Here is a 22,068-nt window from a genome sequence, read left to right as displayed (position 1 = left end):
TTGGGAGGAGGTTAGATGTTGGAACTAAAGGGTGTCACGAAACAGTCGGGTGCGGATATCCATATCCGCGACATCTCGATGAAGCTCGAAAAGGGCTCGCTCAACGTGCTGCTCGGGCCAACACTGTCGGGCAAGACGACGTTGATGCGGCTGATGGCCGGCCTCGATAAGCCGACCGCGGGTTCGGTCTGGTTCGATGGGCGTGATGTGACGGGCATGGCGGTCCAGAGCCGCAACGTTGCCATGGTCTACCAGCAGTTCATCAATTACCCGGCGATGACGGTCTACGACAACATCGCCTCGCCGCTCCGTGTCGCGGGCAAGAGTGCCTCTCAAATTGATGCGGCCGTGAACAAGGCCGCGGATCTCCTCCACCTCGGCCCCTATCTCAAGCGCCTGCCGCTCGAACTCTCCGGCGGCCAGCAGCAGCGTACGGCGCTGGCCCGCGCCATGGTCAAGAATGCCGGCCTCGTGCTGCTCGACGAGCCGCTCGCCAATCTCGACTACAAGCTGCGCGAGGAATTGCGCGCTGAACTGCCCAAGATCTTCGCCGAGACTGGCGCCATTTTTGTCTATGCGACAACCGAGCCGTCCGAAGCCCTGCTGCTCGGCGGCAACACAGCGACGCTGAGCGAAGGCCGCGTCACGCAGTTCGGCCCGACCGTGGACGTGTTCCGCAAGCCTGTCGACCTGATCACAGCTAAGACCTTCTCTGACCCGCCGCTCAACACGGTGTCGGCCGAGAAGACCGGCTCGACCATCCGGCTGGCTGGCGGCACCGAGATCGCGGTCCCCGAATATCTCAGGAATATCGGCGACGGACGGCTGGTGATCGGCTTTCGGCCGCATCATCTCTCGCCCGAACCGCTGCCCGGCGTCAGCGTCGCGATCCCGGCCAATGTGACGGTCACCGAAATCACCGGTTCTGAAAGCTTCGTCCACGTCGCCAATGGCGACGCCAAATGGGTGATGCTGACGCGCGGCGTGCACGATCTCGCGCCCGGCACGGGCATCACCGTCAATCTCGACACCCGCCACCTGCTTGCCTTCCGTGAGGATGGCGTGAGCGCCGCAGGCGACCGGCCGCTGGCGGCTTGAGGAGAATACAGAACGTATGGCCCGTATCAATCTTGATCATATCCGCCACTCTTACATGGCCAATCCTCAGGCGCCGTCGGACTATGCGCTTAAGGAAGTCGACCATGTGTTCGAGAATGGCGGCGCCTATGCACTGCTCGGACCGTCCGGCTGCGGCAAGACCACGCTTCTCAATATCATCTCGGGCCTGCTGACGCCCTCGCACGGCCGCATCCTGCTCGGCGACCGCGATGTGACCCGACTCCGCACCGAAGACCGCAACATCGCGCAGGTCTTCCAGTTCCCAGTCATCTACGACACGATGACCGTCTTCGACAATCTCGCCTTTCCGCTCCGCAACCGGCATGTGCCGGAGGCCGAAGTGACACGAAAGGTCAATGAGATCCTCGACGTCATCGACCTCAAATCCATGGCCAAGCGCAAGGCGCAGCGCCTCACGGCCGATCTCAAGCAAAAAGTCTCACTCGGCCGCGGCCTCGTGCGATCCGACGTCAATGCCATCCTGTTCGACGAACCGCTCACCGTCATCGACCCGCATATGAAGTGGCAATTGCGTGCGCAGTTGAAGCTGTTGCACCGCCAGTTCGGCTACACGATGGTCTATGTCACCCACGACCAAACCGAAGCGCTGACCTTCGCCGACAAGGTGGTGGTGATGTATGACGGCGGTGTTGTCCAGATCGGCACGCCGGCGGAGCTTTTCGAGCGCCCGAGCCACACCTTTGTCGGCTACTTCATCGGCTCGCCTGGCATGAACGTGCTCCCGGCGAAGATTGAAGGTGCGAATGCAGTTGTCGGTGACAAGACGATCCGCCTAACCACAGCGCCTCAGATCGCGCTCGGCGCCAAGATCGAACTCGGCATCCGCCCGGAATTCGTCCGGCTCAGCCGCGAGGGCATGCCTGTCACCATCAGCAAGGTCGAGGATGTCGGCCGCCACCGGGTGGCGCGTTCGACTTTCGGCGGCCTCCCGCTCACCATCATCGTGCCTGAGGACGAAGAAATCCCCGCCGACCCGCGGGTGACCTTCGAGCCCTCGGCCATCAGTATCTACGCCGACTCCTGGCGCGTGAAGACGGAGGGCTGAGGACCATGGAAAAGACGCTCAACAACAAGGCCTGGTTCCTCGTCCTGCCCATGCTGGTTCTGGTCGCCTTCTCGGCGGTGATCCCGCTGATGACGGTGGTCAACTACTCGGTCCAGGACACGTTCGGCAACAACGAGTTCTTCTGGGCGGGTACCGATTGGTTCATCCAGGTGCTGAGTTCCGACCGCTTCTGGGACGCGCTGGGTCGCAACCTGCTCTTCTCCTTCATCATCCTCGCCATCGAGGTGCCGCTCGGTATTTTCATCGCGCTCAACATGCCGAAGAAAGGCCTCGGCGTCCCGGTCTGCCTCGTCCTGATGTCGCTACCGCTGCTCATTCCGTGGAATGTCGTCGGCACGATCTGGCAGATCTTCGGCCGCGTCGATATCGGCCTGCTCGGATACACGCTCGCGGCCATCGGCATCGACTATAATTATGTGCGCGATCCCCTCGATGCCTGGATGACGCTTGTTGTCATGGACGTCTGGCATTGGACCAGCCTGGTCGTGTTGCTCTGCTATGCCGGCCTGGTTTCGATCCCGGAAGCGTATTACCAGGCCGCCAAGATCGATGGCGCCTCGCGCTGGTCTGTGTTCCGCTACATCGAGCTGCCGAAGATGAAGCGTGTGCTGCTGATCGCCGTTCTGCTGCGCTTCATGGACAGTTTCATGGTCTATACCGAGCCTTTCGTCGTTACCGGCGGCGGCCCCGGCAACTCGACCACCTTCCTGTCGATCGACCTCGTCAAGACTGCCATCGGCCAGTTCGACCTCGGCCCGGCCGCGGCCATGTCGATCATCTACTTCCTGATCATCCTGCTGCTGTCATGGATCTTCTACACGGTCATGACATCAAGCGACGCGCAGAATTGAGGGAGGCAGAACAATGCATACCGACCAGAGAAAGCTCACCTCCTTCACCGTGTCGACGCTCTATATCCTGTTCCTGCTGGCGCCGATCTACTGGCTCGTCAACATGAGCTTCAAGACCAACAGCGAGATCACCAGCACGTTCACGCTGTGGCCCGACAATCCGACGCTCAGGAACTACACCGTCATCTTCACCGATCCGGCCTGGTACAATGGCTATATCAACTCGATCACCTATGTCGCGATGAACACCGTCATCTCGATTCTGGTGGCGCTGCCTGCAGCATACGCATTCTCGCGCTACCGGTTTCTGGGCGACAAGCACCTGTTCTTCTGGCTGCTCACCAACCGCATGGCGCCACCGGCCGTTTTCGCCCTGCCGTTCTTCCAGCTCTACTCGGCTTTCGGCCTGATCGACACCCATATCGCGGTCGCTCTCGCCCACTGCCTGTTCAATGTGCCGCTGGCGATCTGGATCCTCGAAGGCTTCATGTCCGGCGTGCCGAAAGAGATCGACGAGACGGCCTATATCGACGGCTATTCCTTCCCGCGCTTCTTCGTGAAGATCTTCATGCCGCTGATCGCATCCGGCATCGGTGTCGCGGCCTTCTTCTGCTTCATGTTCTCATGGGTGGAACTGTTGCTCGCCCGTACGCTGACCACGACCGACGCCAAGCCGATCGCCGCGACCATGACCCGGACCGTCTCGGCCTCGGGCATGGACTGGGGTGTGCTGGCCGCCGCCGGCGTGCTGACGCTCATCCCCGGCGCGCTGGTGATCTACTTCGTCCGCAATTACATCGCCAAGGGCTTTGCCCTGGGGAGGGTATGATGACCTCGACACGTCGCTGGCCGCTCGCTCTCGGGCTTGTGCTTCTCGTCTATCTCGCCGCGGTCTTCGCGCTCTATGTCAGGCTGCCGGTCAAGGATGGTGCGGTCGACTGGTTCGCGCCGCTGATCCGCGGCGGCTGGATGGCCTGGTCCTTCCCGGGCGCGCTGTTCTTCCTCACCATCGCCCTTCTGCTCGCGCTGATGGCGGTCTGGGAATATGCCTCGCCGGGCGGCAATCCGCGGGTCGGCATCCTTCGCTTCGAGACGACCCGGGGGGATCGTCTCTTCATCTCGCTGCTCGGCAGCGCATTCATTCATCTCGCATGGTTGGGGCTTATCGGCGCCAATCTGTGGTGGGCTCTTGCCTTGTCTCTCGTCTACGCCATCGGCGTATTCAGACTGGTCTAGGGCAAATGGGAGTAAACGGTCCGGCTGCCATCGGACCGTTCTATCGCAATCGCAAAACCCCAGGGAGGATCTTATGCGAAAGCAACTACTGACGACGACGGCTGCAATACTACTGGCCTTTACCGGCTCGGCATTCGCCGGGATGGACGAAGCCAAGACGTTCCTCGACAAGGAAGTCGGCGATATGTCGACACTTTCCCGCGCCGACCAGGAAAAGGAAATGCAGTGGTTCATCGACGCTGCCAAGCCTTTCGAAGGCTTGGAAATCAAGGTCGTTTCCGAAACCATCACCACGCATGAATATGAATCCAAGGTGCTGGCGCCGGCATTCACTGCCATTACTGGCATCAAGATCACCCATGACCTGATCGGCGAAGGCGACGTCGTCGAAAAGCTGCAGACCCAGATGCAGTCTGGCGAAAACGTCTATGACGCCTATGTCAACGACTCCGACCTGATCGGCACGCATTGGCGCTATCTGCAGGCCCGCTCGCTGACAGACTGGATGGCGAATGAAGGCAAGGACGTGACCAATCCCGGTCTCGACCTCGATGACTTCATCGGCCTGAAATTCACCACAGCGCCCGACGGCAAGCTCTACCAACTGCCCGACCAGCAGTTCGCGAACCTCTATTGGTTCCGGTACGACTGGTTCAACGACGAGAAGAACAAGGCCGACTTCAAGGCGAAATACGGCTACGATCTCGGCGTTCCGGTCAACTGGTCGGCTTACGAGGATATCGCCGAGTTCTTCACCGGCCGCGAGATCGACGGCAAGAAGGTCTATGGTCACATGGACTACGGCAAGAAGGACCCGTCGCTCGGCTGGCGGTTCACAGACGCCTGGCTCTCGATGGCCGGCAACGGCGACAAGGGCCTGCCGAACGGCCTGCCGGTCGACGAATGGGGCATCAAGGTCAACGAGAAGTCCCAGCCCGTCGGATCGTGCGTCGCTCGTGGCGGCGACACCAACGGTCCGGCTTCGGTCTATGCCATCCAGAAGTATCTCGATTGGCTGAAGGCCTATGCGCCGGCAGCCGCCCAGGGCATGACCTTCTCGGAATCCGGACCGGTTCCGTCGCAGGGCGAAATCGCCCAGCAGATGTTCATGTACACGGCCTTCACCGCCGACCTCGTCAAGGAAGGCCTGCCGGTCGTGAACGCGGACGGTACGCCGAAATGGCGTTTCGCTCCGTCGCCGCATGGCGTCTACTGGAAGGACGGCATGAAGCTCGGCTATCAGGACGTCGGTTCCTGGACGCTGCTCAAGTCCACCCCTGACGATCGCGCCAAAGCCGCTTGGCTCTATGCGCAGTTCGTCGTGTCCAAGACCATCGACGTCAAGAAGAGCCATGTCGGCCTGACGCTGATCCGCGAAAGCTCGATCCAGCATCAGTCCTTCACCGACCGCGCGCCGAAGCTCGGCGGCCTGATCGAGTTCTACCGCTCGCCGGCCCGCGTGCAATGGTCGCCGACCGGCACCAACGTTCCTGACTATCCGAAGCTGGCTCAGCTTTGGTGGCAGGCGATCGGTGACGCATCCTCGGGTGCCAAGACCGCGCAGGAAGCCATGGACTCGCTCTGCGCCGAACAGGAAAAGGTGTTGTCGCGCCTGGAACGCTCAGGTGTCCAGGGCGACATCGGCCCGAAGCTCGCCGAGGAAACTTCACTTGAGGACCAGAACGCCAAGGCCGTCGCCGCTGGCCATCTCGCCCCTCAGCTGAAGATCGAGAACGAGAAGGACAAGCCGATGACCGTCAACTACGACGAACTGGTCAAGAGCTGGCAGAAATAAGAAGAAGACCAAACGTCTCCTCTCCCGGCCGGGGCAGCAATGCCCCGGCTTTCTGTTGGCGCAGAACCCAAGCGCACCCTGCGGCACTCGACATTCTTGCTGATGAACGAATGCCACCATTCAGCCGGGCTGGAACAATCTCCCGACTTCGCCGTTCTGAGCCGAATGTACCTGGGGTGTCTGCGTGCTCGAAACTCTAAATCGCCTGGCCGGTAACGATGAAAGATACCGGCTGCTCATTGATTCCATTACCGATTATGCCATTTACATGCTGGATCCAGGCGGCCACGTCGTCAGTTGGAATCCCGGTGCCGAGCGCTTCAAGGGCTATACCGAGGAGGAAATTCTCGGAAGACATTTCTCCACCTTTTACATCCCGCAGGATCGCGAACAGGATCGACCCGGCATCGCGTTGAGGACGGCCACCGAACAAGGGCGCTTCGAAGGCGAAGGCTGGCGCGAGAAAAAGGATGGCAGCCGCTTCTGGGCGCATGTCGTTATCGACACGATCCGCGACAAGAAGGGCAATCTTGTCGGCTTCGCGAAGATCACCCGCGACCTCACAGAACGCAAAAAGGCTGAAGAACTGCTGCGTCAAAGTGAGCAGCAATTCCGGTTGCTGGTACAGGGCGTCACTGACTACGCGATCTATATGATGGACCCCGGAGGCCACGTTTCGAGCTGGAACGCCGGCGCCGAGCGCATCAAAGGCTACAAGCCCGAGGAAATCATCGGCCAGCATTTCTCGCGCTTCTTCCGGCGCAAAGACCGCGAGGCCGGACTGCCCGACAAGGCAATCAAATGCGCCATGGAGGAAGGCCGTTACGAATCCGAGGGTTGGCGCATACGCAAGGACGGCACCCGCTTCTGGGCCAACGCCGTCGTTGATGCCATTCATGATGAAGCTGGCAGGCTCGTCGGCTTTGCCAAGATCACCCGCGACATCACCGAGAAGCGTGTAGCCGAACAGAATCTGGTCGAGGCGCGAGAGGAGCTGTTCCAGGCGCAGAAAATGGAAACCGTTGGCCAGCTCACAGGCGGTATGGCCCACGACTTCAACAACCTTCTGATGGCCATTCAGGGCAGCCTGGACCTCTTGAACAAGCGAATTCCGTTCAGCCGCGATACCGCGCCGCTTATCGCCAACGCGCTACAGGCCACACAGCGGGGTGCATCCCTGACACAGCGGTTGCTGGCCTTTTCGCGCAAGCAGGAACTGAAGTTCGATAGCGTAGACGTCATCGAATTGATCAAGGGCATGACCGACCTTTTGCAGCGATCTCTTGGCCCGACGATCATCGTGGAAACGCAATTTCCGGCGAAGCTGCCCCCGGTCCGCTCTGATGCCAACCAGCTCGCCAGTGCAATTCTCAATCTGGCGCTCAACGCGCGGGATGCGATGCCGCGAGGCGGCTTCTTGACGATTGGAGCCCGGATATGCGCCGGCGATCGCACGACACATCCCGACTTGAAGGCAGCACAGTATGTCTGTCTCTGGGTTCAGGACGAGGGCGAAGGCATGGATGAGGAGACGCTCGTTCATGCCGTGACACCATTCTTCACCACCAAAGGCGTCGGCAAGGGTACGGGGTTGGGGCTGCCCATGGTCCAAGGTCTGATGGCTCAATCACAAGGCAAACTCGCGCTCAGATCAAAGAAGGACGAAGGTACCATCGCCGAACTCTGGCTGCCGGTCACGGATGCCGTCACCACTGACATCGAGGAGGAAGCCGAGAACGCCACTTCTCGGCCGAGCGAGCAGCTCTCGGTGCTGGCTGTCGATGATGATCCGCTTGTCCTGATGAACACTGTGCTCATGCTGGAGGATCTGGGCCATGACGTGAAGCAGGCCAACTCCGCCAATGAGGCGCTGCAACTGCTTTCGGAAGACAGTTTCGATCTTTTGATCACGGATTATGCGATGCCTCGCATGACGGGAGGCGAGCTTGCCGCCATCGTTGCCGAGAAATGGCCGGGAATCCGGGTTGTGCTGGCGACCGGCTATGCCGAACTGCCATCTGGCAGCATGCTCTCATGTGAGCGCTTGTCCAAGCCTTTCACCCAGTTGCAGCTCGAGCAGGCGACGAGGCAGGCCATGGCCGCCCCTCGGCGCGAGCCGTAGCCTTTCGACCGGGTACAATTCTCTCGGATTGTCTTCTTGTTCCTCCCTCACCGAATTGCTAGCCGGTTGTTCATCAAGCCAGAGGCGGAATTCTATGCGAGGCCACGAATGAGAGTGCCGATTTACCAGATCGATGCGTTCACGAGCAGGCGCTTTGCAGGAAATCCCGCGGCGGTGATGGTGTTTCCGGAATTTCCCGATGACGCCGCGTTGCAGGCGATTGCCGCCGAGAACAATCTCGCCGAGACCGCCTTTCTCGTCGCCGATGGCGACGGTTATCGGCTGCGGTGGTTCACGCCGCTCGTCGAGGTGCCGCTCTGCGGGCATGCGACCCTGGCGAGCGCGGCAGTGGTGATGGAACGGCTGGAACCGGCCCGGACCAACGTGGCGTTCGAGACGGCAAGCGGCACGCTGCCGGTGCGTCGCAACGGCGCAAGCTATGTACTGAACTTCCCGGCTCGACCCTCCGAGCCGACAGAGGAACCAGAAGGCCTCGCCGAGGCGCTCGGCGCGAGGCCCCGAGCGGTCTATGTCAACCAGTTCAACTACATGGCCATTTTCGATGACGCAGCCACGCTACGCGGGCTTGAACCCGACATGGCAGCGATTGCGCGCATGGACCGGCCGGGCGTGATCGCCACCGCGCCGGGCGATCAAGGCTACGATTTCGTCAGCCGCTATTTCGCGCCGGCCAAGGGCATTCCCGAAGATCCCGTAACGGGCGCAGCACATTGCATGCTGGCACCATATTGGGCAAAGCGCCTCGGCAAATCGGACTTCCGGGCGTTCCAGGCATCGAAGCGCGGCGGTGAGGTGATCTGCCGGCTGCTTGGCGACCGGGTCGATCTTGAAGGTGGCTGTGTATTTTATCTCGAGGGCGTGGCGGAGATCTGAGCACTTCTCCCGCCTTCGCCTCGGCCCGGGCTGCATCGGGGGCAGATGTCACCCCCTAAACAGATAGTCCTTCCGGGACTGTTCCTTCATCTCGATCGAGAAGCCCGCCATTTTGGGCGGCATGTAGGCCGCGTCCTTGATTACGCACGGGTCGAGGAAATGCTCATGCAGGTGGTCGACGAATTCGATCACCCGGCCTTCGATCGTGCCTGATACGGCGATGTAATCGATCATCGATAGATGCTGGACATATTCGCAGAGGCCGACGCCGCCAGCATGCGGCCAGACCGGCAGACCGTATTTCGCCGCCATCAGCAGCACGCCGAGCACCTCATTGAGGCCGCCCATGCGGCAGGCATCGATCTGGACGATGTCGATGGCACCATTGGCGATCATCTGCTTGAAGACGATGCGGTTCTGGCACATTTCGCCGGTCGCGACCTTGACCGGTGCGATCTGCTCGCGGATCGCTTTATGGCCGAAGATATCGTCCGGGCTGGTGGGCTCTTCGATGAAGAAGGGCTTGGAGAACTGGAGTTGCTTGACCCAGTCGACCGCCTGGTCGACTTCCCAGACCTGATTGGCGTCGATCATCAGATAGCGGTCCGGGCCGATCACCTCACGGGCGATGCGCAGTCGGCGGATATCGTCTTCGAGATCCCGCCCGACCTTCATCTTGATATGGTTGAAGCCGGCATCGATCGCCTCCTGGCAGAGGCGGCGGAGCTTGTCGTCGTCATAGCCGAGCCAGCCGGCCGAGGTCGTGTAGCAGGGATAGCCCTTGTCTTCGAGCCGGGCGATGCGCTCGGCCTTGCCGGCTTCGGCCTTCTTCAGAATTGCCAGCGCTTCGTCGCGGGTGATTGCATCGGTGAGATAGCGGAAATCGACGATATCGACGATCTCTTCCGGGCTCATGTCGGCGACCAGCCGCCAGACTGGCTTGCCGCTCTCCTTGGCCAACAGGTCCCAGACGGCATTGACGACCGCGCCGGTGGCAAGATGGATCGCGCCCTTGTCCGGACCGATCCAGCGCAACTGGCTGTCGCTGGTGACATGGCGCCAGAAGCGCGCCGGGCTCTCACGGATCCAGTCGAGATCGAGGCCGACCACAAGGTGGCGCATGGCCTCGATCGCGGCGCAGCAGATCTCGTTGCCTCGCCCGATGGTGAAGGTGAGCCCGTGACCATCAAGACCCGATTTGTCGGTGCCCAGGATGACATAGGCCGCCGAATAGTCCGGATCGGGGTTCATCGCATCCGAGCCATCGAGGCTCTGCGAGGTCGGGAAGCGGAGATCCAGCGTCTCCAGGCTTGTAATCTTGGTCACGGGTGCCTCGTCTGTACTGGCTTACTTGTCTGCCACGAAAGTCTGCTTCTGGGTGCCGAGCCCTTCGATACCGAGCTCGACAACGTCGCCATGTTTCAAGTAGCGCGGCGGCTTCTGGCCCATTCCGACGCCCGGAGGGGTGCCGGTGGAGATGACATCGCCGGGATGCAGGCTCATGAACTGGCTGAGATAGGAGACGAGATATTGGACGCCATAGACCATGGTCTTGGTCGAGCCGTCCTGAAACTTCTGGCCGTTGACGGTCAGCCACATGCCGAGATTCTGCGGGTCGGCGATCTCGTCCTTGGTCACGAGCCAGGGGCCGATCGGGCCGAATGTGTCGCAGGACTTGCCCTTGGTCCATTGACCGGAGCGCTCGGTCTGGAAGGCGCGCTCAGAGACGTCGTCGCTGACGGCGTAGCCGGCGACATAGTCGAGCGCGTCGTCCTCGGAGACGTACTTTGCGGTCTTGCCGATGATGACGGCGAGCTCGACTTCCCAGTCGGTCTTTTCCGAACCGCGCGGGATCAGAACGTTGTCGTTCGGGCCGACGATCGCGGAGGTCGCCTTCATGAAGATGATCGGCTCCGGCGGCACAGTCGCACCGGTCTCGGCGGCATGGTCGGAATAGTTCAGCCCGATGCAGATGAACTTGCCGGTGCCGGCGACGCAGGCACCGATGCGCGTGTCGGCCGATACGATCGGGAGCGACGCGGTGTCGATAGCGGCGATCTTGGCGAGACCTTCCGGGCCGATCGCGGCGCCGCCGATATCGGCAACATGGGCGGAGAGATCGCGGATGGTGCCGTCAGCCGCGAGAATCGCGGGCTTCTCGGCGCCCGGGGCGCCGACTCGCATGAGCTTCATGGGGTGTTTCCTCTTCCGTATTCGTGCTTCAAATCGTCCAGCCGCCGTCGATGGCGTAGGCCTGGCCGGTCGTATATGTCGCGCCCGCCAGATAGAGCGCAAGGTCAGCAATCTCCTCAGGCGTTCCGATGCGGCCGATTGGCTGGCGAGCGATAAAGGCGGCGCGGGCGGCCTCATAGTCACCCTGTGCGCGCAGCCGCTCCTGCAGCGACGGGCTCTCGACCGTGCCGGGGCAAATCGCGTTGATGCGGATGCCCTGGGTCACATAATCGGCGGCGACGGACTTGGTCAGGCCGATGACTGCCGCCTTGCTGACGCCATAGGCGAAGCGGTTCGGCACACCCTTGATCGAGGACGCCACCGAGGCGATGTTGACGATCGCGCCGTCCTTGCGCTCCAGCATGCCGGGCAGCACGGCGCGGATGGTGCGGATCATCGACTTGACGTTGAGATCCATGGCGAAATCGAGATCCTCGTCCTTCATGTCGAGGATCGAGCCGTTATGGACCACGCCGGCGGAGTTGACGAGAATGTCGACCTGCCCGACCTCCGCAACCAGCGCCTTGACGGCGGCCTCGTCGAGCACGTTGAGCTTGTGGGTGGCGATGCCGTTCTGGCCATCGATCTCCTTGAGCACGACTTCATTGATATCCGTCGCCGTGACCTTGGCACCGGCGCTAGCGAAGGCCGTCGCGACCGCCCGGCCGATACCCTGCGCGGCCGCAGTGACCAGAACTGATTTGCCGTTGAAATCCATCTTCCTATTCCTTCAAACTTGCCCGACTTAGGCTTGGCTGACGCGGCGCTCGCAGACCAGGATGTGATCGGCAGCGAGCACCACTTCGCCTTTCTGGTTGATGACCTCGCAGCGCTCCACCACGCGGCCCGAGTCTTTCCGTTTCGGATCGTCCTCCTTGGCCGATATCGTCACCCGCGTCTTGATCGTATCGCCGATGAAAACGGGCCGGATGAACCGTAGCCTGTCATAGCCGTAGGAGAAAGCCACGGGATTGATCAAAGTGGCGGTCAGGCCCACGCCGATCGAGAACACCATCGTGCCGTGCGCGATGCGCTGGCCGAAGGGCAGGGTTTTCGCGAATTCCGCATCCATGTGGTGCGGGAAGAAGTCGCCGGTATGGCCGGCATGGACGACGAAATCGGTCTCGGTGATGGTGCGGCCGGTGGTGAGCCGGACATGGCCGAGCTCGTAATCCTCGAAATAGATCGTCTGTTCCATCACGGTTTCCTTTCGAGCGGGGTCGCGGGCTGGGCGCTGGACGTGTAGGCCGCCTCAACCAGCGCCATGGTGTTCCAGGCATCCTCAACGGAGCTCACCAGTTCGGCGTCCTCGCCGCTGGCATATCGCTGGAGATTAGCCATCCGGCCGACAAAAGCATCCGGGAACCACTTGCCTTCGAGCGGCACCGCAACCCAACCGTTGCCGCCCTTGGGGTAGATTTCCAGGATATCGGCCTCGCCTTCGGGGTAGTTGAGATTGACGCCGAGCTGGAGATAGGCCGCACCCTCAGTGCCGGAAATGCGGAAATCACAAGCCTGGTGGCGGCGGCCATATTTGTGGTCGTGATTGATCGAGAGCGCACAACGGACATGGTCGCCATAGTCGAGGATCGCCGTCGTGCGGGTCTGCGCCATGCCGTGGTTGGGATGGCCGATCGTTTTGGCGTGCACGCCGCCGGGGTCTCCGAGAACTTGGCGGATCAGGTCGAGATAGTGAATTGAATGCATCGCGATTTCGATGCGCGGCAGGCCCTTGAGGAAGGCCCAGGTGCTCCACGGCGTGTCGAGCACGAGATGCGCTTCGAAATCCACGACCTCGCCGAGCAGGCCCTTGGCGATCGCGTCTTTCAACGCCAGCATCATCGGAGCGAAGCGGAGCTGGAAATTGACTGCGGCCTTGAGATTCTTGGCGCGGCAGATCTTCAGGATCTCGGTGGCTTCCGAGAGGTCGTTGCCCATCGGCTTCTGGATCAGGACGGCGGCGCCATCGGGGAGCTTTTGCAGGATCGCGGCATGCGCTGAGGGTGGGGTCGCGAGGTCGAAAACGGCGTTTGGAACGGCGGCGGCTTCCTCGACGGACGCATAAGAGGTGACATCCCATCTGTCCGCAAGTGCCTTGGCCCTTTCGGCATTGGGGTCATAGAGGCCGGCAATGGGGAAGCTGCCCTTGCGATAGGCGGGATAATGGGCGTCGGCCACGATCGAGCCGGCGCCGAAGGTGACGATCGGACGCGGGTTGGCGGGTAATGGCCAGGATTGGGAGAGGGACTTTGGATCGAAGGTCAATGGAGGCCTCCGAGGGAGTGGGTGCCCGTCGCTTCACCCCTCACCAAGTGCGCCCAGATGCTCAGCTTCGCCTCGCATGGGCTTACTATCCTCTCCCACAAGGGGAGAGGTAGGGTGCCCAGATCGCGGCCTTGCTTGAGGCACCGCAGTGCCACAAGTCTACCTCTCCCCTTGTGGGAGAGGATACGAAGGCCGGGTGAACGCAGTGAACCCTTGGCCGAAGTTGGTGAGGGGTGAGCCGCCCTCACCTGAAGCACTCCATCAATCATGATGAAACACCTCTTCCATCCCGGCCCACCATTCGCCTTCGGCACGGGTTGCCAGCGGCGCCTGGCAGGGCATGCACGCAGCCCACCATTCCTGCGTGGTCTTGTCGGAAGCCATATTTGCCATATCGGCCGCAAAGTCCGTCCCGTGATATTCGAAATAGGCGAAGAGCAGGTTCTCGGGCTCCTTCAGGAAGATCGAATAATTCTTGATATTGCATGCGGTGATCGTCTTCAGCACATCAGGCCAGACGGCCGCGTGCAGCCGCTTGTATTCGGCGATCTTCTCGGCATTGAGCCCGATGACCTGCCCCATGCGCTGCATCTCAAACCTCCCTCTTGTCGATCACGCGCGTGAACTCGTCGATCGACCGGCGCTTGACCTCGTCCCAATCCCAGTCGATGCCGATGCCGGGTTCGGACGGCGCCAGGGCATGACCCTCCTCGATCACCATATGCTTTCCGGTGATCTCATCAAGCTGCGGGATATATTCGACATATTTGCCGTTCGGCACGGCGCAGGTCAGGCTGACATGCAGTTCCATCAGGAAGTGCGGGCAGACCGGGATGTCGAAGGCTTCGGCGGCATGCGCGACCTTGAGCCAGGGCGTGATGCCACCGATGCGGCCGACATCGACCTGCACGATCGAGCAAGCGCCCTTCTGCATATATTCGCGGAAATGGCGGATCGAATAGAGCGACTCGCCGATGGCGATCGGTGTCGTGGTGCTGTTCGAGAGGCGGACATGGCCGTCGATATCGTCGGCTGCGATCGGCTCCTCGATCCAGGCGAGGTCGAGATCGCGCAGCCGCTCGGCACGGCGGATCGCCTCATCGATGCGAAAACCCTGGTTGGCGTCGGTCATGATCTCGTAGCCATCACCGACTGCCTTGCGGACAGCCTCGAGGCGAGCGACGTCCTCCGAGCCATGCGGCTTGCCGATCTTGACCTTGGAGCCGGAAAAGCCCTTGGCCTTGGCGGCGAGCGCGTCTTCGACCAGCGCCTCCTTCTCGATATGCAGCCAGCCGCCCTCGGTCGTGTAGAGCGGGCAGCGATCCTTGGCGCCGCCGGCGAGCTTCCAGAGCGGCATGCCCTGCTTCTTTGCGCGCAGATCCCAGAGCGCGATGTCGATTGCGGCGATGGCGATCGCCGTGATCGCCCCGATCGTCGTCGCATGGGTGAAGAATTCGAGATCGTGCCAGATCGCCTCGATGCAATCGGCGTCCTGGCCGATGATGCGCGGCGCGAGATGATCGTTGAGCAGGCGCATGACAGACGAGCCGCCAGTGCCGATCGTGTAGGAATAACCAGTGCCGACGGCGCCGTCCGAATCCGTGATGGTGACAATAGGCGTTTCCTGGCTGACGAAACTCTGGATCGCATCGGTACGCTTGACCTTGGGCACAAGGTCGACCATGCGGAGCTCGACGCGTTCGATGCGGGCCATGGTCAGGTCCTCAGCGTCTTGCCGGAAGTAGCGTCGAAGAGATGCGCCTGCGACAGGTCGAAGCTGACGCTGATCCGGTCGCCGCTCAGCAGCGAACGCGGATTGAGCATGCGACCGACCCAGTCGCGGCCCGCGAAATCCAGGAAGACCAGCGTCTCGTTTCCGAGCGGTTCCGTGATTGACACCTTGAGTTCCGCTTGATGCACGGCGCCTGCATCGCCCGCATGCAGGCCATGGCCCGTCGGATAGAGATCGTCAGGTCTAAGTCCGAACACCACTTTCTGGCCATTCGTCACGGCCGATTGGAACTGCTGCGGCAGCGGCAACCGGTCGCCATCGGCGAAGACCACCATGCCGCTATCGACGGTGGCTTCCAGCAGATTCATCGGCGGCGAGCCGATGAATCCGGCCACGAAACGCGTGGCCGGACGATGGAACACCTCCTCCGGCGTGCCGGCTTGTTCGATATAGCCGTCGCGCATGATGACGATACGGTCGGCCAGCGTCATGGCCTCGACCTGGTCGTGAGTGACATAGACGACCGTGGAGCGCACCTTCGCATGCAGCTTCTTGATCTCGGTGCGCATCTGCGTGCGCAGCTTGGCATCGAGGTTCGAGAGCGGCTCATCGAACAGGAAGACCTCCGGATTGCGCACGATCGCGCGACCCATGGCAACGCGCTGGCGCTGGCCACCCGAAAGCTGCGACGGACGGCGCTCCATGAGCTGTTCGAGGTCCAGGGTTTTGGAAGCGTCGTTAACCCGGCTATCGATCTCGCTCTGCGGCCGGCCGGCAATCTTGAGCGAGAAGCCCATATTCTCCCGCACCGTCATATGCGGATAGAGCGCGTAGGACTGGAACACCATGGCGAGGTTGCGCGAGCGCGGCGGCAGATCGTTGACCACCTTGCCGCCGATCAGCACTTCGCCGCCCGAGATATCCTCGAGGCCGGCGATCATGCGCAAGGTCGTCGACTTGCCGCAGCCGGACGGGCCGACCAGCGCGATGAATTCGCGGTCCGCCACGTCGAGATTGATGCCGTGGACGATCTCGAGCGCGCCGTAGCGCTTGACCAGGTTTCGGAGGGAGACGGTAGCCATATCTCTAAACTATCCTTTGACGGCGCCCGAGGTCAGGCCGGCGACGAGATGCTTCTGGACGATGAAGGTGAGGATGAGCGCGGGAATGATCATCACCACGGCGAGCGCGCACATGCCGCGCCAGTCGATGGTGAATTCCGACGTGTAGTCGAGCAGGCCGACCGGCAGCGTTTTGGAGTTGACCGAGCGCGTGAGGTTGGACGCGAGCGCGAACTCGTTCCACGAGGTGAGGAAGGCAAAGATGCCCGAGGATGCGATGCCGGGGCCAGCAAGCGGGAACTCGACCTGCCAGAAAGCCTGCCAGCGTGTGCAGCCATCGATCTGGGCAGCCTCGGCGAGGTCCTTGGGCACCTGCCGGAAGAAGCCGTCGATCAGCCAGATGGTGAAGGGCACGTTGAGCGCGACATAGACCAGGATCAGGCCGGCATGAGTGTCGAGCAGGCCGAGCTTGGCATAGACGAAAAACAACGGCAAAGACAGCGCGATGCCCGGCACGGTACGGGTCAGCATCAGGCCGAGGAACCACGAGCCCTTGCCCTTGAAGGGGAAGCGGGCGAAGGCATAGCCGCCGGCCATGCCGATGGCGAGCGCGATCACGGTCGAGGTGATCGAGACGATCAGCGAATTGGTGAAGTACTGGATAACAGGGATACCGCCCTGCCCGACACCGGAGAACATCGCAATGTAAGCGTCGAGCGACAATTCGCTTGGAATCCAGACCGGCGGCTTCGCCATGATCTCGACCGTCGGCCGGAGCGAGGAGAGTACGATCCAGAACCCAGGCAGGCAGATGACCAGCATCGCCAGGAACAGCCCAATGAAATGGCCGATCTTGAGCAGCCGGCGGCGGAAGCGGTGGGAGGCGTTCAAATCGGCCATGATCACCACTCCGTTCCGACCTGCGCGCGGGCGGCGGCAAGCTTGCGATAGAAATAGACTGTGAACAGGATCGACAGCAGGATCGAGAAATAGGCCATGGAATTGGCGACACCCATCTTGGCATCGGCGTAGGCGGTGCGGGACACCAGCGTCCAGAGAAGTTCGGTGCGCTTGGCCGGGCCGCCGTCCGTCATGATCTTGACGATGTCATAGGCGCGCGCCACGTCGAGCGAACGGATGGTCATCGCGATATAGGCAAAGGGCATGATGAAAGGCCAGATGACATAGCGGAAAGTCTGCCAGGGCGTGCAGCCATCGACACGCGCCGCCTCGATCGGCTCCTTGGGCATGGCGAGCAGGCCGGCCAGAATGAGGATCGCGAACACCGAGGTCGACGACCAGATTTCCGCAACGAGGATCGAAAACATCGCGAGATTGCCGTCGATCAGCCAGGGAATAGCCTGGTCGGTGAGGCCGAGCGCCTGCAGCGCATTGTTCACAAGGCCGACATTGTCGTTGAACATGAATTTGAACTGGAAGCCGACCAGCAGCGGCGAAAACATCATCGGAAACATCATGATGGTGCGCAACGCCCGCTGGCCACGCGTCGCTTTCTCGACCAGCATGGCGAGGCCCAACCCCAGCAGCATTTCGAGATTGAGCGCCACGGTGAGCAGGAAGATCGTGCGGCCGAAGGCGACCCAGAATTCCCAATCCTGCATCAGGCGCCAATAGTTGCGGAACCAGATGAAAATCCAGAACGTGTCCGGCTTGGTTAGGCGGAACGGTGTGAAGCTCGAATAGAGCGAGAGGAGAAGGGGCACGATGACAACGGCTGCCAGCACGATGACGGCCGGAAGCAACAGCAGAAACGGCGCCTGGTTTTTCCATCCCCTCATCAAAGACTCCAAAGGAAGTTGTCACCCGGCATCCTCGCCAGGCATGCAAAAATTTCAAGGAAAAGGCGCACCCCGCCAAGGGGGTGCGCCTCTCAGACTTGGGAGGACTAGAGGGCACCGCCGTCTTCGAGGATCGTCGTCGCCTTGGCGGCCGCATCGTCAAGCGCCTGCTTGGAGGTCTTGTCGCCGAGGATAGCGGCCTGGAGCTCCGGATAGACGGCGTTGGAGATTTCGATCCAGTAAGGCGTCTGCGGAACCGGGAAGGCATGCTGGGCCGCTTCCTGGAACGCCTTCAGCACTTCGGCGCGATAGGGGTCGTTGGCGGCCGCCTTGATGTTGGCGTCCCAGACGGCCGTGCGCGTCGGCAGCGGGCCGGCAGCGGATTCGAGCTTCTGGCTGTCCTCGTTGGTCAGGAACCAGACGAGCGACGCCGCGGCTTCCTTGCTGGCGCAAGCTTCGGTCACCGAGAAGCCGTGATGGCCGGACCAACCGGTCCGAACCTGGGCCGAACCCATCGGCTGGACCTTCACGCCGACATTGTTGGCGACCTTCGAGGACTTCGGATCGTTGAAGAAACCGGCCCAGCCGGGCCAATCGAGGTTGAGCGCCACGGTACCGGAAGCGAAGCCCTGTCCGAGGTCATCCCAGAGATAGTTGGTTGTACCGGCCGGAACTGCCTTGTTCTTGTACATGCGGACGAACCAGTCGAGCGCGCGCACCCCGGCTTCGGAGTTGAAGACCGGCTTGCCTTCACCGTCGAGATACTCGCCGCCTTCCGCGACGACCATTTCATAGAAGCGGCCGTTGATCGCCTCTTCCTTGCCGGCGAACTGCGTACCGTAGAAATCCGGCGGGCTGGCGAAGAACTCGGCCTGATCGGCGAGATCAGCCCAGGTGTCGGGCGGCGTGAGGTCGCGGCCGTACTTTTCCTTGAAGGCCTTCTTCTTGGCTTCATCCTGGTAGAGGCTCTTTTGGTAGTAGAGCGCCGACACATCGAACTGGGCGCGCGGCAGCATTACCAGCTTGCCGTCGAGGGTCGAGGCCATGACGTTGGCCTGCACGAAAGCGTCGATTTCAGCCTGCGGCAGCAGCTTGCCGAGATCCGTGTAGATGTCGGGATATTGCGGAGCGAAAGACGAGTGGTTCGAGCCCACGCACCAGCTGATCGTGCCCGAAGCGATGTCCGACTTGATTTCCTTGTCGAGTTCGAAGTGGTTCTTCTTCGACAGCACGTTGACCTTGGCGCCGGTTGCCTTTTCCCACTCGGCGATGCGCGCATAGAGCGCTTCATACTGTTGCCCACCGATGAGCTTGGCGTCGATCGTGACGCCGTCGAACTTGCCTGGCAATTCCTGGGCGCTAGCGACGCCTCCCAGCATGACCAGGCTCATGACACCGGCGGAAACGCCGGCCAGCAGCTTTTTCATGACTATCCTCCCAAAGAGTATTGCCCGCCTCCAGCGGGACAGAAAACCCTCACCTGTGAGCGTTTCATTTATATATAAACACTTCATTCACGGAGCGTCAAGCGCAATTCTGTTGCGATGAAAGGGTCCTGCGTATATGAAATTGCGAATTCATTAGGGGAGAGGCCGCGTGGACGCTGAAGACAATGATCGCTACCGCGCGCCCGCCCTGGACAAGGGTCTCGACATCCTGGAGCTGCTTGCAGGGATCGACGGCGGGCTGACCCAGGCCGAGATCGCCAAGCAGTTGGGCCGCAATGCCAACGAATTCTACCGCATGCTCGATCGTCTGGTGAAACGCGGCTATGTCACTCGACTCGACGGTGACCGCTATTCGCTGACGCTGAAGCTCTTCGGCCTCGCCCAGTTGCACGCCCCCGTGCGGCGCCTCGCCTCCTATGCCACGCCGCTGATGCGCGAACTCGCCGAAGTGACGAGGCAGGCCAACCAGCTGGTGGTCTTCGACCGCGGTGCCGCTGTGGTGATCGCCCAGCAGGAAGCGCCGGGATATTGGGGAATCTCGATCCGAGTCGGCTCGCATATCAGCCTGTTCAACACCGGCTCGGGCCATGTGCTGCTCGCCTTCCGCTCGGCCGAAGAGCGCGATATGATGATCGGCGAATACGAGGGCCGGACTGAGATAAAGGCCGAACAGACTGCGGATTTCTTCGATCGGCTCGACCAGATCCGCGCGCGCGGCTACGAGATGATGCCGAGCCAGCAGATGGCCGGCATCGTCAACCTCTCGGCCCCAGTGCTGGGGCCGGACGGACGCGCGATCGCGGCACTGACGATACCCTATGTCACCATCATCAACATGCCATCGGCTCCCGATATCTCGCGGACGATCCAACTCCTGCTCGACACGACGCGGCAACTGTCCGCACTGGCTGGACTCGAGCTCGGCCAAGCTTGAAATTCTTATATGAATAGATAATTTTTATTTGAATAGCGACACTTGCCATGCGAGAATGCCCGAAATTGCGGCTCTCGCCGTGGCGATCGATGGGAGGAGACCCAGATGATTGTAGACACCCACCTGCATATCGTGGACATGGCGGCGCTCGATTACCCCTGGCTTGGCGGCGCGGGCGACCTGAACCGCAGCTGGTCATATGACGACTACGTCCGCGAGGCGCGCCGCCTCGGCATCACGGTAACCATGCATATGGAGGTCGATGTCGCCGAACGCGATATCGAGAAGGAGACGGACTATGTCTCCGGCATCGCCAACCTTCCCGACAACCAGCTGGTCGGCGGTATCGCTGCCTGCCGGCCGGAAAGTGATGGCTTTGCCGCCTATCTCGAGCGCGTACGCAGCCGCACCTTCGTCAAGGGCCTGCGCCGCATCCTGCATCAGTCGTCCGACGACCTTTCGGAATCTCAGCTCTTCCGCGAGAACATCAAACGCCTGTCCGGCACGGGCCTGACCTTCGACCTCTGCGTCCTGCCGCGGCAGATCGGCCAGGCCATCGCGCTCGTCGATCTCGTGCCCGATGTCCAGTTCGTGCTCGACCATTGCGGCGTGCCCGACATCAAGGGCGAGGCCTATAACGGCTGGGCCAAAGGCATTACCGAGATCGCCAAACGGCCGAATGTCGTCGGCAAGCTATCTGGCATCGTCGCCTATACCGACACCGGCAGCTGGACGCTCGACACCATCCGCCCCTATGCCGAGCACACGATCAATTCATTCGGCTTCGACCGCATGGTCTGGGGCAGCGACTGGCCGGTCTGTACGCTGGGCGGCACCCTCTCGACCTGGGTCGGCGCGACCCACGCCCTGCTCGAAGGCGCCAGCAAGGACGAGAAGCACGCGTTGCTGGCCGGGAATGCGATCAAGCTCTGGAATCTGAAGGTCTGACGATGACTGCGACGGTCGGCATCCATTCCACCCATCCGAAGACCATGCCATCAGATCATGCGGCCCTGCCGGTCTGGAATTCCGAAAACTGGTTCTACGAGGATTTCGAAGTAGGCCACAAAATCCGCTCGCTCCGCCGCACGATCAGTGAGGGCGAGAGCCAGCAGTTCAACGCGCTGGTGCTGGACATGCACCCCTATGTCAGCGACCAGATCTTCGCCGAGACCGAGGGCCTGTTCGGCAAGCGCCTCGTCGCCGGCGCTTTCGTCTTCTCCGCCGGTCTAGGGCTCGTCGCCACCAACTGCATCAACGCCTTCTCCTACGGCTACGACAAGCTCCGCTTCATCAAACCGACCTTTATCGGGGATACGATCTATACGATCCGCACGAACCTCGCGAAAGAGCCGAAATACGAGACGCTGGGGCTGATCCGGTCGTCCTATGAGGTGTTCAAGGGGGAAGGCGAACTGGTGCTCTATTGCGAGCATATCCAGACGGTGAAGTATCGGGATGGGAAGGCGGGGTAGCCCCTCTCAGCGCATGCT

At 61.3% G+C, this 22,068-nt stretch carries 22 protein-coding genes; 11 read left to right on the top strand and 11 right to left on the bottom strand.

The annotated features are described in order from the left end of the window. Nucleotides 1-15: 15 nt before the first annotated feature. The 8 genes from AC2YI2_RS22670 to AC2YI2_RS22635 all read left to right on the top strand — a co-directional run bounded on the left by AC2YI2_RS22670 (nt 16) and on the right by AC2YI2_RS22635 (nt 9,104). Nucleotides 16-1,098: an ABC transporter ATP-binding protein gene (locus AC2YI2_RS22670; protein ID WP_487388767.1), complete on the top strand. Its 1,083-nt coding sequence runs from the start codon at nt 16-18 to the stop codon at nt 1,096-1,098. Nucleotides 1,099-1,114: 16 nt separating this feature from the next. Next, nucleotides 1,115-2,185 (top strand): ABC transporter ATP-binding protein, encoded by a 1,071-nt coding sequence (locus AC2YI2_RS22665; RefSeq protein WP_487388766.1) that lies wholly within the window; start codon nt 1,115-1,117, stop codon nt 2,183-2,185. A gap of 5 nt (nt 2,186-2,190) precedes the next feature. Then, nucleotides 2,191-3,057, top strand: coding sequence for a carbohydrate ABC transporter permease (locus AC2YI2_RS22660; protein WP_487388765.1), 867 nt, complete (start codon nt 2,191-2,193; stop codon nt 3,055-3,057). Between the two features lie 13 nt (nt 3,058-3,070). After that, entirely contained in the window at nt 3,071-3,886 is an 816-nt protein-coding gene (locus AC2YI2_RS22655; RefSeq protein ID WP_487388764.1) for a carbohydrate ABC transporter permease, read from the top strand. Next, entirely contained in the window at nt 3,886-4,293 is a 408-nt protein-coding gene (locus tag AC2YI2_RS22650; protein WP_487388763.1) for a DUF2160 domain-containing protein, read from the top strand. The genes AC2YI2_RS22655 and AC2YI2_RS22650 overlap by 1 nt, the downstream gene beginning before the upstream one ends. 73 nt (nt 4,294-4,366) lie before the next feature. Continuing rightward, a complete protein-coding gene (locus AC2YI2_RS22645; RefSeq protein ID WP_487388762.1) occupies nt 4,367-6,088 on the top strand; it encodes an ABC transporter substrate-binding protein in 1,722 nt (573 codons plus the stop codon). 184 nt (nt 6,089-6,272) lie between these two features. Further along, entirely contained in the window at nt 6,273-8,210 is a 1,938-nt protein-coding gene (locus AC2YI2_RS22640; protein WP_487388761.1) for a hybrid sensor histidine kinase/response regulator, read from the top strand. A 108-nt stretch (nt 8,211-8,318) separates the two neighbouring features. Further along, on the top strand, nt 8,319-9,104 hold the full coding sequence (locus AC2YI2_RS22635) for a PhzF family phenazine biosynthesis protein (RefSeq protein WP_487388760.1): 786 nt from the start codon (nt 8,319-8,321) through the stop codon (nt 9,102-9,104). A gap of 48 nt (nt 9,105-9,152) precedes the next feature. On the opposite strand, the gene AC2YI2_RS22630 is transcribed toward AC2YI2_RS22635, so the two are convergent. The 11 genes from AC2YI2_RS22630 to AC2YI2_RS22580 form a co-directional block, all read right to left on the bottom strand. Beyond that, on the bottom strand, nt 9,153-10,430 hold the full coding sequence (locus AC2YI2_RS22630) for an L-fuconate dehydratase (protein WP_487388759.1): 1,278 nt from the start codon (nt 10,428-10,430) through the stop codon (nt 9,153-9,155). Between the two features lie 21 nt (nt 10,431-10,451). Next, entirely contained in the window at nt 10,452-11,297 is an 846-nt protein-coding gene (locus AC2YI2_RS22625; protein ID WP_487388758.1) for a fumarylacetoacetate hydrolase family protein, read from the bottom strand. A 28-nt stretch (nt 11,298-11,325) separates the two neighbouring features. Then, on the bottom strand, nt 11,326-12,054 hold the full coding sequence (locus tag AC2YI2_RS22620; protein ID WP_487388757.1) for an SDR family oxidoreductase: 729 nt from the start codon (nt 12,052-12,054) through the stop codon (nt 11,326-11,328). 27 nt (nt 12,055-12,081) lie between these two features. Next, on the bottom strand, nt 12,082-12,537 hold the full coding sequence (locus AC2YI2_RS22615; RefSeq protein ID WP_487388756.1) for a MaoC/PaaZ C-terminal domain-containing protein: 456 nt from the start codon (nt 12,535-12,537) through the stop codon (nt 12,082-12,084). Then, on the bottom strand, nt 12,534-13,601 hold the full coding sequence (locus AC2YI2_RS22610; protein WP_487388755.1) for a Gfo/Idh/MocA family protein: 1,068 nt from the start codon (nt 13,599-13,601) through the stop codon (nt 12,534-12,536). The genes AC2YI2_RS22615 and AC2YI2_RS22610 overlap by 4 nt, the downstream gene beginning before the upstream one ends. A 261-nt stretch (nt 13,602-13,862) precedes the next feature. Further along, nucleotides 13,863-14,192 (bottom strand): L-rhamnose mutarotase, encoded by a 330-nt coding sequence (locus tag AC2YI2_RS22605; RefSeq protein WP_487388754.1) that lies wholly within the window; start codon nt 14,190-14,192, stop codon nt 13,863-13,865. 1 nt (nt 14,193) lies between these two features. Further along, nucleotides 14,194-15,315, bottom strand: coding sequence for a mandelate racemase/muconate lactonizing enzyme family protein (locus AC2YI2_RS22600; protein WP_487388753.1), 1,122 nt, complete (start codon nt 15,313-15,315; stop codon nt 14,194-14,196). A gap of 2 nt (nt 15,316-15,317) precedes the next feature. Further along, nucleotides 15,318-16,415: an ABC transporter ATP-binding protein gene (locus tag AC2YI2_RS22595; protein WP_487388752.1), complete on the bottom strand. Its 1,098-nt coding sequence runs from the start codon at nt 16,413-16,415 to the stop codon at nt 15,318-15,320. Between the two features lie 9 nt (nt 16,416-16,424). Further along, on the bottom strand, nt 16,425-17,294 hold the full coding sequence (locus AC2YI2_RS22590) for a carbohydrate ABC transporter permease (protein WP_487388751.1): 870 nt from the start codon (nt 17,292-17,294) through the stop codon (nt 16,425-16,427). A 2-nt stretch (nt 17,295-17,296) separates the two neighbouring features. Further along, complete coding sequence (locus AC2YI2_RS22585; RefSeq protein WP_487388750.1) at nt 17,297-18,193, bottom strand: carbohydrate ABC transporter permease; 897 nt, start codon at nt 18,191-18,193, stop codon at nt 17,297-17,299. A 107-nt stretch (nt 18,194-18,300) separates the two neighbouring features. Continuing rightward, entirely contained in the window at nt 18,301-19,620 is a 1,320-nt protein-coding gene (locus AC2YI2_RS22580) for a type 2 periplasmic-binding domain-containing protein (protein ID WP_487388749.1), read from the bottom strand. 169 nt (nt 19,621-19,789) lie between these two features. Between AC2YI2_RS22580 and AC2YI2_RS22575 the strand changes: the two genes are divergently transcribed. The 3 genes from AC2YI2_RS22575 (at nt 19,790) to AC2YI2_RS22565 (ending at nt 22,050) form a co-directional block, all read left to right on the top strand. Beyond that, the gene (locus AC2YI2_RS22575; protein ID WP_487388748.1) at nt 19,790-20,575 is read left to right on the top strand and encodes an IclR family transcriptional regulator; all 786 of its coding nucleotides are present in this window, start codon (nt 19,790-19,792) and stop codon (nt 20,573-20,575) included. 105 nt (nt 20,576-20,680) lie between these two features. Continuing rightward, nucleotides 20,681-21,523 carry an amidohydrolase family protein gene (locus tag AC2YI2_RS22570; protein WP_487388747.1) on the top strand — a complete coding sequence of 281 codons (843 nt, stop codon included), beginning with the start codon at nt 20,681-20,683 and terminating at the stop codon, nt 21,521-21,523. Between the two features lie 2 nt (nt 21,524-21,525). Continuing rightward, complete coding sequence (locus AC2YI2_RS22565) at nt 21,526-22,050, top strand: MaoC family dehydratase (RefSeq protein WP_487388746.1); 525 nt, start codon at nt 21,526-21,528, stop codon at nt 22,048-22,050. Nucleotides 22,051-22,068: the final 18 nt, after the last annotated feature.

Source organism: Rhizobium sp. SRI_017 (genome assembly GCF_057586295.1).
This window is presented reverse-complemented; position numbering and strand designations above follow the sequence as displayed.

What these genes read in the sequence shown, in the direction of transcription:
- AC2YI2_RS22670 (WP_487388767.1), top strand. Translation starts at nt 16, where the DNA reads ATGTTGGAACTAAAGGGTGTCACGAAACAGTCGGGTGCGGATATCCAT.
- AC2YI2_RS22665 (WP_487388766.1), top strand. Translation starts at nt 1,115, where the DNA reads ATGGCCCGTATCAATCTTGATCATATCCGCCACTCTTACATGGCCAAT.
- AC2YI2_RS22660 (WP_487388765.1), top strand. Translation starts at nt 2,191, where the DNA reads ATGGAAAAGACGCTCAACAACAAGGCCTGGTTCCTCGTCCTGCCCATG.
- AC2YI2_RS22655 (WP_487388764.1), top strand. Translation starts at nt 3,071, where the DNA reads ATGCATACCGACCAGAGAAAGCTCACCTCCTTCACCGTGTCGACGCTC.
- AC2YI2_RS22650 (WP_487388763.1), top strand. Translation starts at nt 3,886, where the DNA reads ATGACCTCGACACGTCGCTGGCCGCTCGCTCTCGGGCTTGTGCTTCTC.
- AC2YI2_RS22645 (WP_487388762.1), top strand. Translation starts at nt 4,367, where the DNA reads ATGCGAAAGCAACTACTGACGACGACGGCTGCAATACTACTGGCCTTT.
- AC2YI2_RS22635 (WP_487388760.1), top strand. Translation starts at nt 8,319, where the DNA reads ATGAGAGTGCCGATTTACCAGATCGATGCGTTCACGAGCAGGCGCTTT.
- AC2YI2_RS22625 (WP_487388758.1), bottom strand. Translation starts at nt 11,297, where the DNA reads ATGAAGCTCATGCGAGTCGGCGCCCCGGGCGCCGAGAAGCCCGCGATT.
- AC2YI2_RS22620 (WP_487388757.1), bottom strand. Translation starts at nt 12,054, where the DNA reads ATGGATTTCAACGGCAAATCAGTTCTGGTCACTGCGGCCGCGCAGGGT.
- AC2YI2_RS22605 (WP_487388754.1), bottom strand. Translation starts at nt 14,192, where the DNA reads ATGCAGCGCATGGGGCAGGTCATCGGGCTCAATGCCGAGAAGATCGCC.
- AC2YI2_RS22600 (WP_487388753.1), bottom strand. Translation starts at nt 15,315, where the DNA reads ATGGCCCGCATCGAACGCGTCGAGCTCCGCATGGTCGACCTTGTGCCC.
- AC2YI2_RS22595 (WP_487388752.1), bottom strand. Translation starts at nt 16,415, where the DNA reads ATGGCTACCGTCTCCCTCCGAAACCTGGTCAAGCGCTACGGCGCGCTC.
- AC2YI2_RS22590 (WP_487388751.1), bottom strand. Translation starts at nt 17,294, where the DNA reads ATGGCCGATTTGAACGCCTCCCACCGCTTCCGCCGCCGGCTGCTCAAG.
- AC2YI2_RS22585 (WP_487388750.1), bottom strand. Translation starts at nt 18,193, where the DNA reads ATGAGGGGATGGAAAAACCAGGCGCCGTTTCTGCTGTTGCTTCCGGCC.
- AC2YI2_RS22580 (WP_487388749.1), bottom strand. Translation starts at nt 19,620, where the DNA reads ATGAAAAAGCTGCTGGCCGGCGTTTCCGCCGGTGTCATGAGCCTGGTC.
- AC2YI2_RS22570 (WP_487388747.1), top strand. Translation starts at nt 20,681, where the DNA reads ATGATTGTAGACACCCACCTGCATATCGTGGACATGGCGGCGCTCGAT.
- AC2YI2_RS22565 (WP_487388746.1), top strand. Translation starts at nt 21,526, where the DNA reads ATGACTGCGACGGTCGGCATCCATTCCACCCATCCGAAGACCATGCCA.